Annotated in this window: 17 protein-coding genes; 12 read left to right on the top strand and 5 right to left on the bottom strand. The window is 58.2% G+C overall.

The window, feature by feature from the left end; genetic code table 11:
• Positions 1-59: 59 nt before the first annotated feature.
• From ASD54_RS19085 to ASD54_RS19045, 9 genes are all read left to right on the top strand, one after another.
• On the top strand, positions 60-704 hold the full coding sequence (locus tag ASD54_RS19085; RefSeq protein WP_062556136.1) for an arylesterase: 645 nt from the start codon (positions 60-62) through the stop codon (positions 702-704).
• An 87-nt stretch (positions 705-791) separates the two neighbouring features.
• A complete protein-coding gene (thpR, locus tag ASD54_RS19080; RefSeq protein ID WP_062556135.1) occupies positions 792-1,379 on the top strand; it encodes an RNA 2',3'-cyclic phosphodiesterase in 588 nt (195 codons plus the stop codon).
• A 4-nt stretch (positions 1,380-1,383) separates the two neighbouring features.
• Positions 1,384-1,686 carry a 4a-hydroxytetrahydrobiopterin dehydratase gene (locus tag ASD54_RS19075; protein WP_062556134.1) on the top strand — a complete coding sequence of 101 codons (303 nt, stop codon included), beginning with the start codon at positions 1,384-1,386 and terminating at the stop codon, positions 1,684-1,686.
• Positions 1,687-1,744: 58 nt separating this feature from the next.
• Entirely contained in the window at positions 1,745-2,155 is a 411-nt protein-coding gene (locus tag ASD54_RS19070) for a YkvA family protein (RefSeq protein WP_062556133.1), read from the top strand.
• 282 nt (positions 2,156-2,437) lie between these two features.
• Positions 2,438-2,947, top strand: coding sequence for an invasion associated locus B family protein (locus ASD54_RS19065; protein ID WP_062556132.1), 510 nt, complete (start codon positions 2,438-2,440; stop codon positions 2,945-2,947).
• Positions 2,948-3,202: 255 nt separating this feature from the next.
• Positions 3,203-4,447, top strand: coding sequence for a 23S rRNA (adenine(2503)-C(2))-methyltransferase RlmN (gene rlmN / locus ASD54_RS19060; protein WP_062556297.1), 1,245 nt, complete (start codon positions 3,203-3,205; stop codon positions 4,445-4,447).
• A gap of 158 nt (positions 4,448-4,605) precedes the next feature.
• Positions 4,606-5,559: an ABC transporter substrate-binding protein gene (locus ASD54_RS19055; RefSeq protein ID WP_062556131.1), complete on the top strand. Its 954-nt coding sequence runs from the start codon at positions 4,606-4,608 to the stop codon at positions 5,557-5,559.
• Positions 5,560-5,626: 67 nt separating this feature from the next.
• The gene (locus tag ASD54_RS19050; RefSeq protein ID WP_062556130.1) at positions 5,627-6,508 is read left to right on the top strand and encodes an ABC transporter permease; all 882 of its coding nucleotides are present in this window, start codon (positions 5,627-5,629) and stop codon (positions 6,506-6,508) included.
• On the top strand, positions 6,505-7,299 hold the full coding sequence (locus ASD54_RS19045; protein ID WP_062556129.1) for an ABC transporter ATP-binding protein: 795 nt from the start codon (positions 6,505-6,507) through the stop codon (positions 7,297-7,299). Before ASD54_RS19050 ends, ASD54_RS19045 begins: the two co-directional genes overlap by 4 nt.
• A gap of 57 nt (positions 7,300-7,356) precedes the next feature.
• On the opposite strand, the gene ASD54_RS19040 is transcribed toward ASD54_RS19045, so the two are convergent.
• Both ASD54_RS19040 and ASD54_RS19035 read right to left on the bottom strand, forming a co-directional pair.
• Positions 7,357-7,998, bottom strand: a complete 642-nt coding sequence (locus ASD54_RS19040; protein WP_062556128.1) for a LysE family translocator — start codon at positions 7,996-7,998, stop codon at positions 7,357-7,359.
• 62 nt (positions 7,999-8,060) lie between these two features.
• Entirely contained in the window at positions 8,061-8,918 is an 858-nt protein-coding gene (locus ASD54_RS19035) for an SDR family NAD(P)-dependent oxidoreductase (RefSeq protein ID WP_062556127.1), read from the bottom strand.
• Positions 8,919-9,114: 196 nt separating this feature from the next.
• Between ASD54_RS19035 and ASD54_RS19030 the strand changes: the two genes are divergently transcribed.
• The gene (locus ASD54_RS19030; RefSeq protein WP_062556126.1) at positions 9,115-10,338 is read left to right on the top strand and encodes an argininosuccinate synthase; all 1,224 of its coding nucleotides are present in this window, start codon (positions 9,115-9,117) and stop codon (positions 10,336-10,338) included.
• Positions 10,339-10,393: 55 nt separating this feature from the next.
• Here ASD54_RS19030 and ASD54_RS19025 read toward each other — a convergent pair whose 3' ends face one another.
• Genes ASD54_RS19025 through ASD54_RS19015 form a run of 3 tightly spaced genes read right to left on the bottom strand, consistent with a single transcriptional unit; the run spans position 10,394 to position 12,578 of the window.
• On the bottom strand, positions 10,394-11,605 hold the full coding sequence (locus tag ASD54_RS19025; RefSeq protein WP_244484798.1) for a multidrug effflux MFS transporter: 1,212 nt from the start codon (positions 11,603-11,605) through the stop codon (positions 10,394-10,396).
• 1 nt (position 11,606) lies between these two features.
• Positions 11,607-12,104, bottom strand: a complete 498-nt coding sequence (locus ASD54_RS19020) for a MarR family transcriptional regulator (protein WP_244484797.1) — start codon at positions 12,102-12,104, stop codon at positions 11,607-11,609.
• Between the two features lie 51 nt (positions 12,105-12,155).
• Positions 12,156-12,578: a hypothetical protein gene (locus tag ASD54_RS19015; protein ID WP_156379296.1), complete on the bottom strand. Its 423-nt coding sequence runs from the start codon at positions 12,576-12,578 to the stop codon at positions 12,156-12,158.
• A gap of 170 nt (positions 12,579-12,748) precedes the next feature.
• On the opposite strand from ASD54_RS19015, the gene ASD54_RS19010 reads away from it, so the two are divergent.
• Both ASD54_RS19010 and ASD54_RS19005 read left to right on the top strand, forming a co-directional pair.
• Positions 12,749-14,842 (top strand): M3 family metallopeptidase, encoded by a 2,094-nt coding sequence (locus tag ASD54_RS19010; protein WP_062556124.1) that lies wholly within the window; start codon positions 12,749-12,751, stop codon positions 14,840-14,842.
• A 161-nt stretch (positions 14,843-15,003) separates the two neighbouring features.
• A complete protein-coding gene (locus ASD54_RS19005) occupies positions 15,004-16,584 on the top strand; it encodes an alkaline phosphatase (RefSeq protein WP_062556123.1) in 1,581 nt (526 codons plus the stop codon).
• Positions 16,585-16,608: the final 24 nt, after the last annotated feature.

The raw sequence follows: 16,608 nt of genomic DNA, 5'->3' as shown, positions 1-16,608 counted from the left end.
ATCTTATTCAGCAGGATTTGTCGCCTCGCGGCAACCTGACCAATCTAGGAAGTGGGTTCATGAAATTCAAAGCGGCTTTGCTTCACGTGATTGTCATCATCTCGACCGTTCTCGGCGGCCTCGGTTCTGCGCGGGCAGAAAGCCTGCAGATCGTGGGTTTTGGCGACAGCCTGATGGCCGGCTATCAACTGCCCCAGAATGAGTCCTACACCGCACAGCTTGAAGCGGCACTGAAGGCCAAGGGGATCGACGTCACGATAACCAATGCCGGTGTGTCCGGCGATACCACATCGGCAGGTCTTGCGCGGCTCGATTGGTCTATCCCGGACGGCACACAGGGTGTGATCCTCGAGCTGGGTGCCAATGATGCCCTGCGCGGTATCTCGCCGGACCAGACCGAGAAGAATCTCGATGCCATGCTTGCGCGGCTGAAGGAGCGCAATATTCCGGTGGTTCTGGCCGGCATGCTGGCGCCGCCAAACCTCGGCAAGGACTATCAGGATCGCTTCAACAGCATCTATCCGCGGCTGTCACAGAAATATGGCGTGCCGCTCTATCCTTTCTTCCTGGATGGAGTCGTGACGCAGGCAAATCTTCAGCTGGAGGATGGCATGCATCCCAATGCAAAAGGGATTGCTGTCATTGTCGAGCGCAGTCTTCCTACCATTGAAAGTTTTATAAAATCGCTTCCCGCCCACAGGTGATTTTTGCAGGGCAAAAAAAGCGGCTTGCACGGAACGCAATTGCGTGTTCCGCTGTTGATACTGCATTAGATTCGAGGAGGTTCGCGTATGCCGAGACTTTTCACCGCCCTCGAAATCCCGCGCCATATTGCCCTCAGCCTCTCCCTGCTGAGGGGCGGATTGCCCGGAGCGCGCTGGATCGATGTCGATAACTACCACATCACCTTGCGCTTCATCGGCGACGTCGACGGACGGACTGCCGATGAGATCGTCGATCGTCTGGATCGTATAGATCGCGAGGAATTCCAGCTGACGTTGACGGGAATTGGTGCGTTCGGATCGAAGAAGCCGCATTCGATCTGGGCTGGCGTCTCTCCATCTCCGGAACTTCAGGCCTTGCAAGGCGAGATCGACCGCATCTGCATGCGCGTGGGGCTTGCGCCGGATCCGCGCAAGTTTACGCCGCATGTGACGCTGGCACGCCTGAAAAACTCCCGGCTGGACGACGTAGTCCAGTACCTGTCAGGGCGCGGAAACTTTCATACAATGTCATTCACCGTTCCGCGTTTCGTGCTGATGTCGTCCAAGGAATCGGTTGGCGGCGGGCCTTATCTGACGGAAGAGGTTTTTCCGCTTCAGGAAAGTCTGGCATCCTACGCGGCTGGTGAACTGGCCAGCGAAAGCAGCGTGTACTGATCCTATGGCCAGATCGAGACTTACGCCGGAAGCTATCGAAACGGCACTTGCCTCCCTGTCTGGCTGGAAGCTGCGGGAGGACGGGCTCGCTATCTCCAAGACCTTCAAATTTCGCAATTTCGTGGAAGCTTTCGGCTTCATGGCCCAAAGCGCGCTGGTTGCCGAAAAGCTCGATCATCATCCTGAATGGTTCAACGTCTACTCGCGTGTGGATGTGACGCTCACCACTCATGATGCCCAGGGCGTGACGGAGCTGGACGTGAAATTGGCTCAGGCCATGGAGCAGGCCGGCATGCACCGGATTTGAATGCCGGGATGGGCGAACCCATATAGGAGGCACTTGCAAGGCTTCAGCGGAGATCACGATGGACGATGTCGAGATTGGCGAGATTCTGCTTCCCGGTGACGAAGCGACACAAACCAAACGGGAAAAGTCCGTCCGCTCGAAGTTCTGGCCAACAATGAAGCGTGCCGCCCGCTATGTTCCGTTCAGCCGTGATGTGGTTGCTGCCTATTATTGTGCAACGGATCCGGCAACGCCCGCGCGTGTTCGTGGTGTCTTGCTTGCAGCCCTCGGCTACTTCGTCCTCCCCATCGATGTCGTGCCGGATTTCCTGGCGGTGGTCGGCTTTACGGACGATGTGGCTGTTCTGGCGGCCGCTTTCCGGATGATACAGACGCACATCAAGGATCGTCATTATGAGGCCGCCGATGAGGCTCTCGCCGCCGATCCCGCCACGGCTGAGGCGACGACATCGGACGGCTCCAGACCCTGACGAAGGTTCCATTTTCGGCGTCGTTCGTGCTGCCGGTTCATGATGTCAAATTCCTGCCCTAATCATCGCATCTTTCGTAAGCGGGAGAGATTACGGGACATAATGGAGGCAAATGCCTCGGTTTGGTTCGTGATCAGCCTTTCGAGCCGGGATAGCTGTTTTTATTGAAGGCGGCGTTGACGGTTTGGTAACCAGAATTAAGTCAAAGTCTAACTGATCGCGACCCCTGAGGCCCGGCCATGTCGTGCGGTCGGCCTTTCATCAGAACACTGGCAGGACAACATGTTTCTTAAGAAGATCGCCATCGCGTCGACCCTCTTGCTCGCTGGCGCAAGTGTCGCTGCAGCGCAGGCACCGTCTCCGACGCGTATCCAGCAATTCAAGGCCTGGGGCGCCTATTCCTACAAGTCCGGCAATTCCACCGTCTGCTATGTCTTGTCCGTTCCGACATCGAAGGAGCCGGCAAGCGTTGATCATGGCGATATCTTCTTCATCATCTCCCAGCGTCCGGGTCAGAACATTTCCTACGAGCCGCAGGCCATGATGGGCTACCCCCTCAAGGCCGACTCCAAGGTGAATGTCACGATCGACAAGAAGAACTTCGTGATGTTCGTGAAGGACAAGGCTGCCTGGGTGGAGAATGCTGCCGAAGAGCCCGCCCTCGTGGCTGCCATGAAGACCGGCTCCAACATGACCGTCAAGGCGACCTCGCTGCGTGGAACAGGCACCAGCTATTCCTATTCGCTGGCAGGCCTTTCCCAGGCGCTCAAGCAGATCGAAACCTGCAAGTAAGCCTCTATTCCTGTTTTTTGCTTTAAGGCCGGTTGTTCCGGCCTTTTTGCGTTGGGGGTGACGAATGGTCAAAACAGTGCTAAAGCGCGGCCCTGCGAGCCAATCTGCGGGGGTTCTTGTGAATTCCCATTGCGCGGAGCGGAACTCGTTCGCATTTCACACACGACATCGGGTCACGCAATGCGTCTGGCTGCGCATCTGGCAGGCTGGCCGCAACCGGGTTATGATTTGGCCCGCTCGGATAGGATTTTTGGAATGACTGTTTCCAACGTGATGGCAGTTGCGGATCTCGTGAAGGCACCTTTGGTTGCCAATCCGGATCTTTTGTCCGGCAAACCTTCACTGATTGGTCTGACACGTGAGCAGTTGGCGGACGCCCTGCGGCAAAAGGGTGTGCCGGACAAGCAGGTCCGCATGCGGGTGAGCCAGCTCTGGCACTGGCTCTATATTCGCGGTGTTTCCGATTTCGATGCCATGACGAATGTGGCCAAGGACATGCGCGAAATGCTGAAGCAGCATTTCACCATTGCCCGTCCGGAAGTCGTGGAAGAACAGGTTTCCAATGATGGCACCCGCAAATGGCTGCTGCGTTTTCCACCGCGCGGTGCCGGGCGTCCGGTCGAGGTCGAGACCGTCTATATCCCTGAAGAAGGTCGCGGCACGCTGTGCATTTCCAGCCAGGTTGGTTGTTCGCTGACCTGTTCCTTCTGTCACACGGGGACTCAGCGGCTGGTCCGCAACCTGACCTCGGAAGAAATTCTTTCCCAGCTATTGCTGGCGCGCGATCGTCTGGGCGATTTCCCTGGTGCGGATACGCCACCGGGCGCTTTCGTGCCAACGGGGGATCGCAAGGTCACCAACATCGTCATGATGGGCATGGGCGAACCGCTCTACAATTTCGAGCATGTGAAGAACGCGCTGCTGATCGCCTCTGACGGAGACGGCCTCTCGCTTTCCAAGCGCCGCATTACGCTTTCGACCTCGGGCGTCGTTCCGGAAATCTATCGCACCGGTGACGAGATCGGCGTGATGCTCGCCATCTCTCTTCATGCCGTGCGTGACGAATTGCGCGACATGCTGGTGCCGATCAACAAGAAGTATCCGCTGAAGGAGTTGATCGAAGCCTGCCGCAACTATCCCGGCCTCTCCAATGCGCGCCGTATCACATTCGAGTATGTGATGCTGAAGGACGTCAACGACAGTCTCGAAGATGCCAAGGAACTGATCAAGCTGCTGAAGGGTGTTCCGGCAAAGATCAACCTCATTCCGTTCAACCCCTGGCCGGGAACCAATTACCAGTGCTCCGACTGGGCGACGATCGAGAAGTTTGCCGATTTCATCAATCAGGCCGGTTATGCTTCACCGATCCGCACGCCGCGTGGTCGCGATATCCTTGCAGCCTGCGGACAGCTGAAGTCCGAATCGGAACGCATGCGCAAGACGGAGCGGCTTGCCTTCGAGGCCATGATGATTGCCGGTCATGGCGAAGACGACGATTGATTGTAACAAATTGCTGTAGCGATTTCTAATGTGCTCCTTCTTGAGGCGTACTGCGGCAAATTTGTGCAGATATCGCGCAAAGGTGAGGTGAAACCGCTTTCCTCCGGTTGTCTTGCGGCCTAAAAGACAGCCGCAATGACAACAACCGGAGGACACCCATGCGCCGCCTGATCCTGGCTCTTGCAGCCGCAACTGCTTTTATCCTTCCCGCCCATGCGGAAAATGTGACCGTTGCCGTGACTGCCATCGTCGAGCATCCGGCGCTTGATGCCGCTCGTGATGGCGTGAAGCAGGCTCTTGCGGAAGCGGGTTACAAGGAAGGCGAGAACCTCAAGTTTGTCTATCAGTCGGCACAGGGCAATCCTGGAACGGCTGCGCAGATCGCACGCCAGTTCGTGGGCGATGCTCCCAATGTCATCGTGCCGATTTCCACACCGTCTGCGCAGGCTGTCGTCGGGGCAACACGCGATATTCCGATCGTCTTTACTGCCGTTTCGGATCCGGTTGGCGCCCAGTTGGTCAAGGACATGGAAAAGCCGGGTCGCAACGTGACCGGGCTTTCCGACATGCTGCCGGTTGCCGATCATCTGGCGCTGATCAAGGAAATTACGCCAAACGCGAAGACCATTGGCTATATCTACAATTCCGCCGAAGCCAATTCCGTTTCGACACTTGCTGCGTTGAAGGCTGCTGCTGAAAAATCTGGCCTGAAGGTTGTGGAATCGGTTGCGACCAAATCTGCCGAAGTGCAGGGCGCAACGCGTGCGCTGGTTGGCAAGGCGGATGTCATCTACGTGCCGACCGATAACACCATCGTCTCCGCGTTCGAAGCGGCCGCCGGCGTTGCCGCAGAAGCGAAGCTTCCGCTCTATGCCGCCGATACGGATTCCGTGGCTCGTGGCGCCATCGCCGCGCTTGGCTTCAACTACTTCGATGTCGGCAAGCAGACGGGTGCAATCGTCGTCAAGGTTCTGAAGGGCGAAAAGCCGGGTAACATTCCGGCCAAGGTTGCTGTCGGTACCGATCTCGTTCTCAACAAGAAGGCTGCCAGTGCAATCGGGGTCACCTTCCCGGAAACTGCCACCAAGCGCGCGACCAAGATCATCGAATAATTGACCTCAGAGGAGGCTTTGGGTCCTTACCCGAGGCCTCTTCCTCCTGCCCATCAAGGACTTGACTGTGAGCCAAATTGCATTCTGGGGCGCTGTCGAACTGGGCCTCGTCTTCGCCTTCGTCGCGATCGGGGTTTATCTCGCCTTCCGCATTCTCGATTTTCCGGACCTCACCGTGGACGGATCCTTTCCGCTCGGTGCCGCTGTTGCTGCGGTGCTGATCATCAGTGGTCTCGACCCGTGGCTTTCGACTGCGGTTGCCATGGTGGCCGGTGCGGCTGCCGGTCTGGTGACGGCCACATTGAATGTGCGCTTCAAGATCCTGAACCTGCTCGCCTCGATCCTGACGATGATTGCGCTTTTCTCCGTGAATTTGCGTGTCATGGGCAAACCGAATGTCGCTCTGCTGAACCAGGATACGATGCTTTCGCCCTTTTTCGGGCAGGGCGTGCCGGAATATCTCGTGCGTCCCATCTTTGTCGGACTGCTGGTTATCGTCGCGGTGCTTCTCGTCTGGCGCTTTCTGGAAAGCGATGCGGGCCTTGCCATGCGGGCAACCGGTGCCAATTCCCGGATGGCGCGGGCGCAGGGTGTCAACACCGGCGGCCAGATCTATCTTGGCATGGCGCTCTCCAATGCGCTCGTCGCTCTCGGCGGCGCGCTGTTTGCGCAGACGAACGGCTTTGCTGACGTTACGTCCGGCGTCGGAACAATCGTTGTGGGCCTCGCTGCCGTCATCATCGGTGAGACGCTGCTGGGTGCCCGTGGCATTCTTCTGGCGCTGATTGGCTGTGTCTTTGGCTCTATCGCCTATCGTCTGGCGATCCAGCTTGCGCTGTCCAGCGATGCGCTGGGTCTGAAAGCCTCCGATCTCAACTTTGTCACGGCCGTGCTGGTTGCCATCGCCCTCATTCTGCCGCGCCTGCGTCGCTCGGGAGGTGCCGCATGATTTCGCTCAACGATATCCAGGTGGTTTTCGGTCGCGGCACGCCACTGCAAAAGCAGGCGTTGAAGAAGATTGATCTCACCATCGAAACCGGGTCCTTCGTGACCGTTATCGGCTCGAATGGTGCCGGCAAATCCACGCTGCTGGGCGTGCTGGCGGGCGATGTTCTGCCAACGGCAGGCCGCGTGACGATCGGCAACGTCGATGTGAGCCGCAAGCCGACGGCAGCGCGTGCCGGACAGGTGGCGCGCGTGTTTCAGGATCCTCTGGCCGGAAGCTGCGGCGCGTTGACCATCGAGGAAAATCTGGCGCTGGCGGCGGCGCGTGGCAAGGTGCGAGGTCTGATGCCCGCGCTCGCCTCGAAGCGGCGGGAATTCTTCAAGGAGCGCATTGCCTCGCTAAACCTGGGGCTCGAAAATCGGCTGAAGGACCGCATGGATCTTCTGTCCGGCGGGCAGCGTCAAGCGGTATCGCTCGTCATGGCAACGCTCGCCGGGTCCGACGTGCTGCTGCTAGATGAGCACACGGCGGCGCTCGATCCCGGAATGGCGGAATTCGTCATGCAGTTGACGGATCAGGTGGTCACAGAACGCAAACTGACGACGCTGATGGTGACGCATTCCATGCGTCAGGCGCTGGATTACGGTGACCGCACTGTAATGCTGCATGGCGGCGAAATTGTTCTCGATGTGTCCGGAGACAGTCGCAAGGATCTTCAGGTGGAAGATCTGATCGAGATGTTCCGCAAGATCCGTGGCCAGAAGCTGGACGACGACGAACTGCTGATTGGATAAGGCGGCGAGGCGGGTCTTCCGCCTTCCTATCCCTTTCTCGTCACTTAGCCCTTATCCTCACTTTGCCTGTGTCATGAAGATCTTGAGAGCAAAGACCGAGAATACACCGGCAAAGGTGTAATCTATGCCGCGCAGGATCTTCGGATTGGCCTGCAGCCATTTTGCCAGACGGTCGGCGGCAAAAATCACCAGGACGTTGATCGGGCTACCCACGAAGATGAAGAAGAAGCCGAGGAAAATCAGCTTCTGCGTTACCGCCGGATCCCCTGCCGTCACGAATTGCGGAAGGAAGGTCATGAAGAAGATGATGACCTTCGGGTTCAGCAGATTGACCCAGAGACCTGTCGAGATATTGCTCCAGACGGATGTCTTTTCGCCTTCGACGGCCTCCACCTTCAGGTTCGAGCCATAGCGAACGGCCTGTATGGCGAGCCACAGCAGATAGGCTGCGCCGCCTGTCTTGAGCAGAAAGAAGGCTGTTGGCGAAGCGGTGATGAGCGCCGAAACGCCGAAGGCGACCAGCAGCGTATGGATCATGATGCCGATGGTCGTTCCAAGCACCACATAAAGTGCGCGCTTGCTGCCTTGGGAAAGCGCGCGACTGATGGACAGTGTCATGTCCGGACCGGGCGTGATGGCCAGCAGCAGGCACATTCCGGTAAATGTGATCAGGGTGGCGGCGCTGGGCAGAAAATCCATGGGGGTGGGCCTCGGAACAGTGATTGTTCCGAAGCTTTATCCTGCCTTGCCTAATTTGCCAATCAGCGCTTGGCGATGAAGGCGCTTGCCGCTCCAGCGTGGTCCTTGTGCCAGCGCGACAAGGGCGGGCGGTTTTCGATGATATCGCCCGCGGCCCAGGCAATCCGGCGCTCGTCTGTCGGGCGGTCCACGTCGTTGTCCGGGCAGAGAATATAGAAGTCGCCCCGTTCGATGCTTTTCAGCATGAAGTCGACGGTCTGTTCCGGCGTCCAGGCACCGGAGGGTTTTTCTGTTCGACCGTTTGCTGTCAGACCGGTGTAGACGAAGCCCGGAATAAGCAGATGAGCCTCGACATGGCAGCCTTCGGTGTTGCGCAGCTCATGCTGAAGCGCCTCGGTAAACGCCTTCACGCCTGCCTTTGCCACGTTATAGGCCGGGTCGCCGGGTGGCGTCGTGATGCCCTGTTTCGAGCCGGTGTTGATGATCACCGCCGGGTCGTTATGCGCCATCATGTCGTTGGCGAAAATCCGGGTTCCATGAATGACGCCCATCAGGTTGACGGCGAAAACGCTATCCCAATTGGCCTGTGGCCCGAACAGGCTGCTGCCCGGCTGAATGCCTGCATTGTTCATGAGGACATGGACGCGTCCGAACCGCTGGATGACAGCCCGTTCCAGGGATTCGAGCTGTTCCGGCTTCGACACGTCGGTCGCGATTGCCACGACATCGGCCTCGCCGCCTTCGGCCAGAGCCTGCACATCTCGGCAGGCTTCATCGAGTTTGTCGCCCTCCAGATCTGCCAGCACGACACACAAACCGTTTCGTGCAAACTCCTGGGCCGCAGCAAGGCCGATGCCGGAGGCGGCACCCGTGATGACGGCCACATGGCCCTTCGCAAATGCAGGATGTTGAATGCTCATGGTGATCCTCTTCGAACGATAGGGTCGGCAAAGGCATATGGGGCCTTTACGTGCCGTTTCAACGGAACGAGCGAAGTTCCGGCCATCTGGCTGCCTGCACTTGAACCGCGCCGCAAACTCGCTAAAAGTGCCGCCATTCAAAACCTGAAGGCGGATTTGCCGGTCAAACCGCCCCCTCCAGACGGAAGTTTTCGATATGGCACTCCCGAAAGACGTAAAGAAAGTCGTCCTTGCCTATTCCGGCGGTCTCGACACCTCGATCATCCTGAAATGGCTCCAGACGGAGCTTGGCGCTGAAGTCGTGACCTTTACGGCCGATCTCGGTCAGGGCGAAGAGCTTGAGCCTGCGCGCAAGAAGGCCGAGATGCTGGGCATCAAGGAAATCTTCATCGAGGATGTGCGCGAAGAATTCGTCCGTGACTTCGTCTTCCCAATGTTCCGCGCCAATGCCGTTTATGAAGGCATTTATCTGCTCGGCACGTCTATCGCCCGCCCGCTGATCTCGAAGCACCTGATCGACATTGCCAAGAAGACTGGCGCCGATGCAATCGCGCATGGCGCGACCGGCAAGGGCAATGACCAGGTCCGTTTCGAGCTTTCGGCCTACGCGCTGAACCCGGATATCAAGATCATCGCGCCATGGCGCGACTGGACCTTCAAGAGCCGTACAGATCTCTTGAACTTCGCTGAACAGCACCAGATCCCGGTTGCCAAGGACAAGAAGGGCGAGGCACCGTTTTCTGTCGACGCCAACCTCCTGCACTCGTCCTCCGAAGGCAAGGTTCTGGAAGACCCGGCACAGGAAGCGCCGGAATACGTGCATATGCGCACGATTTCGCCAGAAGCGGCACCCGATCAGGCAACCACCATCAAGATCGGCTTCCGCAAGGGTGATGCCTGCTCGATCAACGGTGTGGAGATGAGTCCGGCAACGGTTCTGAAGACGTTGAACGACTACGGCCGCGACAACGGCATCGGTCGTCTCGATCTGGTCGAAAACCGCTTTGTCGGCATGAAGAGCCGTGGCGTTTACGAGACCCCCGGCGGCACGATCCTGCTTTCGGCCCATCGCGCGATCGAATCGATCACGCTCGATCGTGGTGCAGCGCACCTGAAGGATGAGATCATGCCGCGCTACGCAGAGCTGATCTATTACGGCTTCTGGTTCTCGCCGGAGCGCGAAATGCTGCAGGCTCTGATCGACAAGAGCCAGGAGCATGTGGAAGGCGAAGTGACGCTGAAGCTCTACAAGGGCAATGTCATGGTCATCGGTCGCGAGTCTGCCAAGTCGCTTTATTCCGACAAGCTCGTGACCTTCGAAGACGATCAGGGCGCTTACGACCAGAAGGATGCGGCGGGCTTCATCAAGCTCAATGCTCTGCGTCTTCGCACGCTGGCCAAGCGCAATCTCGGCAAATAACGCCTCCATTTCGCGAGAATCCTTAACCCGCCTTTAGTGTTGGAGGCGGGTTTTTCTATGCCTTCTGGTGCTTCAGAAGATAGGTCAGCCAGAGAAATGCGGCGCAGGCCATGATTTCCATGGCAGGGATGATGATCCCGAACGCCGTCAGAGGATCGCCCAGGGATGCGGCGAGAAAACCGCCCACGAAGCCGCCCGCCATCTGCAGAAAGCCGGTCAGGGCGGAGGCGGACCCGGCAATATGAGGGAAGGGCGCCATTCCGACTGTCACGACATAGGGCGATACGAGCGCCAGCCCGAAGGCGCAGATGGCGACCGGCCCCATGATCGACAGGAAAAACGGTTCAAGCCACGCGACTGAAAGCGCCATGACAATTGCGCCGATGCCGCAAAGCATGATCCCCACTCTCGCACAGACAAGATTGCCCAGTCTGGCAGACAGCATCTTCAGCGTGATCGAGCCAAGCAGGAAGAAGCCGGATTGCATCAGCATGCCTATCCCGAACTGGGTCGGTGTCAGCCCTACGCGGTTGATCAGGATGAAGGCCAGCATGGTCGCTTGTGCGTAAAGCGCGCCGATGGTGCCGCTGAGAACGAGAGAGGTTGCAAGGAAGATCGGCTTTCGAACCACTTCCGCGTAGTTCCCGATCAACTGTTTCGGTTCCAGCCGTGAGGGGTCCGGGACGACCGTTTCCTTCAGCAGGAAAAAGGTACAGGCTGTCGCTACCACGCCGAAGGCGATCATCAGGACGAAAACGGCATGCCAATCGAAGGCGGCGAGCGCAAGGCCTCCGAGTGTCGGGCCAAGGGCCGGACCTATGGCCAGGAAGATGCCGATCATGTTGAGAATACGTGCCGCATTGGCGCCCGTATAGAGATCGCGAACAATTGCCCGACCAATCACGACGCCTACCGAGGCGCCAATTCCTTGCACGAGGCGTGCAACGAGGATCGCCTCCACCGTTGGCGCGACGAAGGCGAGCGCAGAGCCGATCAGATAGATCGCCAGAAAGATCAGCGTTGCCGTTCGACGGCCAAGCGCATCCGACAGCGGGCCTGCCACGAGTTGTGCGACGGCAAAGCCGCCAAAGAAGAGCGACAGGCTGAGTTTGATCGCGGCTTCCGTCGTGCCGAAAGCCTGCACGAGTTGCGGCATGGCGGGCGTATAGATGGCCATGGAAATCGGCCCGAGCGTGGTCAGAAGCGCGCCGACGAATGTCACGCGCCGTTCGCTCATCACGGCAGTGGGCCTTGTGATATCCTGCATGTCAGGCTGATTTCGCCTCTTCCACCGAATTGGCAAGTTCGCCCTGCAAATTGGTGATCACCATTTGAAGCGCGCGCTTCAGGGCCGATGTTTCCTGAGCATCCAATCCCTGTGTTGCCTGGGTCAGCAGATGATCGAGCTCTTCTTCCAACGCTGCGATCAAGGGCTGCGAGCGCTCGGTCAGCGTGACGCGCTTGGCGCGCCGGTCCGTCGGGTCTGTCTGCCGTTCGATGAAGCCGAGGTTCTGCAAACGATCAAGAAACGAGCAGACGGTCATGGGTTCTACGCCCATGCGCTGTGCCAGATCCATCTGGCGACAGGCCTGCATGGCATGCAGGTTGAGGATTGTCCTTGCTTCGCCAGCCGTAATGCCCAAGCCAGCTTCTGCGATACGGCGTTCGAACGCGAGCCTCAACCAGCGTGCGCTGTCGATCAACAGGAAGCCCAAACCGTGAATGCCGATACTGTCTGTCATGCCCTGACCCGCGATAATAAGCATGACTTAATATCACCAATAGGGATTATATGACAGCCGCTGGCCGAAAGAAGTTCAGGAATTCAGAAATTTAAGGACGGAGGTCAGCGTCGCCGCCTTTTCATCATCGCCCAGCGAAATGGCCAGTTCGCGTTGATCCGTGTAATAGGCCGCGAAGTCGAACTCCGTGTCATCGGTGACGGACGAAAGGTCGAGAACGTTTCCGGCGGTATCGGAAATCTGCATGGGCAGTTCTTGCGCCAGCGCGATGTAGGTGTTCTGGTCGATGTCGCCCGCAACATAGTGCTGAAGGGCAACTTCCCGAAGCAGTCTCGGTGCTATGGCGGAATAATCCAGTGCCTTCTCGTCAACGGCAGGCACCTCGAAAGCAGGTGTTGCTTCCGAGGGTACGGAGAACTGCGGTTTTTCTGCCCTGGCGTCACGGGTTTGATCGCGATGAAACAAACCGCTCGACCAGTGAAGGGAAGTGATTTCCACGTCGGCCATATCCATCATCATTTGGATAGCATGCCGCACACTAGCGCCAGTTACGAATCGGTCAACTGTCAATAATTAGTTAATATTTCTTCTATTCCTTGTTGTTCCGCTTCCCAGAATCGCCATTTTGGCGAGGATGATGGCATGCTTCACAAGAAGGAAATCGATCGATGACTATGGCTTCGCAAATCAACCCGGCTCTTGTCGAATGGAGCGGTCCGAACGGTCTGCCACGCTTCGAGAGTGTGCGGGACGAAGACTTCGGACAGGCCTTCGATGCTGCGTTGAAACTGCATGATGCTGAAATCGATTCGATCGCAAACAATACAGAGGCTGCGAGTTTCTCGAATACGATCACGGCGCTTGAAATTGCGGGCGATGAGCTGTCGCGCGTATCGGCGCTGTTCTGGAACCGCGCAGGCGCTCATACCAATGATGCAATCCAGGCCCTGGAGCGGGAGATCGCGCCGAAAATGTCCCGGCATTATTCGCGCATCGCCATGAACGAGGCCCTGTTTCGCCGCGTCGACAGCCTTTGGGAAAAGCGCCAGGAGCTTGGCCTGACCGTCGAGGAAATGCGCGTCCTGGAACGCCACTGGAAAGGTTTCGTGCGCGCCGGTGCCAAGCTTTCGCGCGAACAGCAGGAGCGTCTGGCTTCCATCAATGAGACGTTGGCGGGCCTTGGCGCGCAGTTCGGCCAGAATGTTCTGGGCGACGAGAAGGATTGGTCGCTGGTTCTGACCGATGAGCAGGATCTTGCCGGTCTTCCGGGTTTCCTGAAGGATGCGATGTCGGCTGCCGCCCGCGAGCGGAGCGCGCCTGAAGGTGCCTATGCGGTGACGCTGTCGCGTTCGATCATCGAGCCATTCCTGACGTTTTCCAGCCGCCGCGACCTGCGCGAGAAGGCGTTTCATGCCTGGGTGAAGCGCGGCGAGAATGGTGGCGAGCGGGATAATGTCGCCATCGTCCGGCAGGTGCTGGCGCTGCGGCTCGAAAAGGCCAAGCTGCTGGGTTACGAGAATTTCGCCGCCTACAAGCTGGATGATACGATGGCGAAGACGCCCGCCAATGTGAACAATCTGCTCATGAAGGTGTGGGCCAAAGCGCGCTCCAAGGCTTCAGAAGAAGAGGCGTCGCTGCAAGGGCTTATGGCGGAAGATGGCATCAACGGGAAGGTTCAGCCCTGGGACTGGCGCTATTATGCGGAGAAGCTGCGCGAGCGGATGTTCGATTTTTCCGAATCGGAACTGAAGCCCTATCTGCAGCTCGAAAAGATCATCGAAGCCTGCTTTGACGTTGCGCATCGCCTGTTCGGCATCACCATCACCGAAACGAAGGGCATCGCCGCCTATCATCCAGACGTGCGTGTCTTCGAGGTTCGCGATGCGGAGGGAACATTGAAGGCGATGTTCCTTGGCGATTACTTCGCTCGCTCCTCGAAGCGCTCGGGTGCCTGGATGAGTTCGTTCCAGAGCCAGCACAAGCTGCCTCTGAAGAACGGTGCCGAGGGCGAGCTGCCGATCATTTACAATGTCTGCAATTTTGCGAAGCCCGCGCCCGGCAAGCCTGCGCTTCTTTCGCTGGATGATGCACGCACATTGTTCCACGAATTCGGCCATGGTCTGCATGGCATGCTGTCGGACGTGACCTATCCTTCCGTTTCGGGCACGGGTGTCTCGCGCGACTTCGTCGAGCTTCCATCGCAGCTCTACGAACACTGGCTGACGGTGCCGGAGATTCTCACCCGCTATGCCGTTCATTACGAGACCGGTGAACCCATGCCAAAGGCGCTGCTGGACAAGGTGCTGGCGGCTCGCACCTTCAATGCCGGGTTCAATACGGTCGAATTCACCTCGTCGGCCCTGGTGGACATGGCCTTCCATACGCGTGGAGCGGTAGACGATCCGATGTTGGTGCAGGCTCAGGTTCTTTCTGAGATCGGCATGCCGTCCTCGATCGTCATGCGCCATGCGACGCCGCACTTCCAGCATGTCTTTTCTGGCGACGGCTATTCGGCTGGCTATTATTCCTACATGTGGTCGGAAGTGCTGGATGCGGATGCCTTTGCGGCCTTCGAGGAGACAGGCAATGCGTTTGATCCCGTCATGGCGCGCAAGCTGAAGAACAACATCTATTCCGTTGGTGGCTCCATCGATCCGGAAGAGGCTTACAAGGCATTCCGCGGCAAGCTTCCGGATCCCGAGGCCATGCTGAAGAAGAAGGGCCTTGCCATGGTGGGAGAACTTTCTGGCAGCGACGCCTGAGGCATCGTAATAGCGTTTCCGGGGCGGAGTTCGATCTCCGTCACGGAAACATCAACAAACCTTCATTTAGGCATGATGAATCTGACACGTGCGCATGGTGGGTTCCGGTCAGCGAGTTTTCGTACCGACCGCTTCCATCCATCGAGCTCCAGGAGAGTTTCATGCGCAACACACTCGGACAGGTGTCACGCCGTTCCTTCCTCGTTTCCACAGCTGCAACCGGCCTCGTCGCAGGCTCCGGTCTTGCTGTTCCGTTCTACGCCCGTAGCGCCGACCGCCCGACCTTCACCCATGGCGTACAGTCGGGCGATGTCGATATGTCATCCGGCATGATCTGGACGCGTGTCGATCGTCCGTCGCGCATCATGATGGAGTATTCGACCACCGAGAGCTTCAAGAACCCGGTGCGACTTGCGCCGATGGATGCGCTGGCCGAGACGGATTTTGCCGTGAAGCGCCTGCTGGCCGACCTGCCGTCCGATCAGGACATTTTCTATCGTTTCGTTGCAGCCGACCTTGCTCACATAAACAGCGTCTCCGAGCCGATCACTGGACGTTTCCGCACGGCGCCGGCTTCGCGCCGTTCCGTGCGCTTCGTCTGGTCGGGCGATACGGCCGGTCAGGGCTGGGGTATCGACGAGACGGGCATGAAGACCTATGCGACGATGGCGCGGCATCAGCCGGATTTCTTCATCCATTCGGGCGATACGATCTATGCCGATGGCCCGATGAAGGATGAGGTCGCCTTCAAGGACGGGACCACATGGAAAAACACGGTGCTGATCGACGAAAAGCGCAAGGTGGCAGAGACGCTGGACGAATACCGCGCCCAGTGGAAATACAACATGATGGACCGGCATGTGCGGGAGCTTTCCGCCGTCTGTCCGACCTTCTACCAGTGGGACGATCATGAAGTCGTCAACAACTGGTCATCCAGCAAGAACCTGATGGCGGATGACCGCTACAAGGAAAAATCCGTTTCCCTGCTGACGGCGCGCGCCGCCCGTGCTTTCCACGAAATGTCGCCCATCCGCTATACGCCCGCCGAACCGGGCCGGGTCTATCGCAAGATCGCCTATGGGCCGCTGGTCGATGTCTTTTTCCTTGATATGCGCAGCTATCGCGGTTCGAACCATGACGGCATGGAGACGGAGCAGACGCCGGAATCGCGCATTCTGGGCGAGCAGCAGGTGGCCTGGCTGAAGCAGGAGCTTTCCGCCTCCAAGGCCACGTGGAAGATCATAGCGGCTGACATGCCGCTCGGTGTCATCGTCTGGGATGATTTTGCCAACCGGAAGGGTACGGAAGCGGTTGCCCAGGGTGACAATGGCGCGCCGAAGGGCCGCGAACTGGAGATCGCCGATCTGCTCCGCTTCATCAAGACGGCGGGGATTTCCAACACCGTGTGGCTGACGGCGGATGTGCACTACACCGCAGCCCACTATTACAATCCCGACAAGGCCAAGTTCCAGGACTTCGAACCCTTCTGGGAATTCATTTCCGGTCCGCTGCATGCGGGAACATTCGGCCCGAACGACCTCGACACGACGTTCGGGCCTGAGCTGAAGTTCATCAAGGCACCGACCGCCGAACAGGGACAGAACCTGCCGCCATCCGCCGGTCTGCAGTTCTTTGGCCTTGTGGACGTGGACGGCCAGACCGAGCAATTGACCGTACGGCTGATGGACCGTGACGACGTGGAACTCTACAAGGTGACGCTCGATCCGGTTCGCAGGGCATGATTTAAGCGGGTTGACGGGCTGGAA

Origin of the sequence: Rhizobium sp. Root149, from assembly GCF_001427345.1 — a bacterium.
GTDB lineage: Bacteria > Pseudomonadota > Alphaproteobacteria > Rhizobiales > Rhizobiaceae > Neorhizobium > Neorhizobium rhizoryzae.
Note: the sequence above shows the minus strand (reverse complement) of the source record. Positions and strands in the feature narration are given on the sequence as shown.

Excerpts from the sequence above, each read along its gene's own strand:
- ASD54_RS19005 (WP_062556123.1), top strand. The coding sequence starts at position 15,004 with ATGCGCAACACACTCGGACAGGTGTCACGCCGTTCCTTCCTCGTTTCC.
- thpR (WP_062556135.1), top strand. The coding sequence starts at position 792 with ATGCCGAGACTTTTCACCGCCCTCGAAATCCCGCGCCATATTGCCCTC.
- ASD54_RS19045 (WP_062556129.1), top strand. The coding sequence starts at position 6,505 with ATGATTTCGCTCAACGATATCCAGGTGGTTTTCGGTCGCGGCACGCCA.
- ASD54_RS19070 (WP_062556133.1), top strand. The coding sequence starts at position 1,745 with ATGGACGATGTCGAGATTGGCGAGATTCTGCTTCCCGGTGACGAAGCG.
- ASD54_RS19035 (WP_062556127.1), bottom strand. The coding sequence starts at position 8,918 with ATGAGCATTCAACATCCTGCATTTGCGAAGGGCCATGTGGCCGTCATC.
- ASD54_RS19040 (WP_062556128.1), bottom strand. The coding sequence starts at position 7,998 with ATGGATTTTCTGCCCAGCGCCGCCACCCTGATCACATTTACCGGAATG.
- ASD54_RS19055 (WP_062556131.1), top strand. The coding sequence starts at position 4,606 with ATGCGCCGCCTGATCCTGGCTCTTGCAGCCGCAACTGCTTTTATCCTT.
- ASD54_RS19020 (WP_244484797.1), bottom strand. The coding sequence starts at position 12,104 with ATGCTTATTATCGCGGGTCAGGGCATGACAGACAGTATCGGCATTCAC.
- rlmN (WP_062556297.1), top strand. The coding sequence starts at position 3,203 with ATGACTGTTTCCAACGTGATGGCAGTTGCGGATCTCGTGAAGGCACCT.
- ASD54_RS19065 (WP_062556132.1), top strand. The coding sequence starts at position 2,438 with ATGTTTCTTAAGAAGATCGCCATCGCGTCGACCCTCTTGCTCGCTGGC.
- ASD54_RS19025 (WP_244484798.1), bottom strand. The coding sequence starts at position 11,605 with ATGCAGGATATCACAAGGCCCACTGCCGTGATGAGCGAACGGCGCGTG.
- ASD54_RS19085 (WP_062556136.1), top strand. The coding sequence starts at position 60 with ATGAAATTCAAAGCGGCTTTGCTTCACGTGATTGTCATCATCTCGACC.
- ASD54_RS19010 (WP_062556124.1), top strand. The coding sequence starts at position 12,749 with ATGACTATGGCTTCGCAAATCAACCCGGCTCTTGTCGAATGGAGCGGT.
- ASD54_RS19030 (WP_062556126.1), top strand. The coding sequence starts at position 9,115 with ATGGCACTCCCGAAAGACGTAAAGAAAGTCGTCCTTGCCTATTCCGGC.
- ASD54_RS19075 (WP_062556134.1), top strand. The coding sequence starts at position 1,384 with ATGGCCAGATCGAGACTTACGCCGGAAGCTATCGAAACGGCACTTGCC.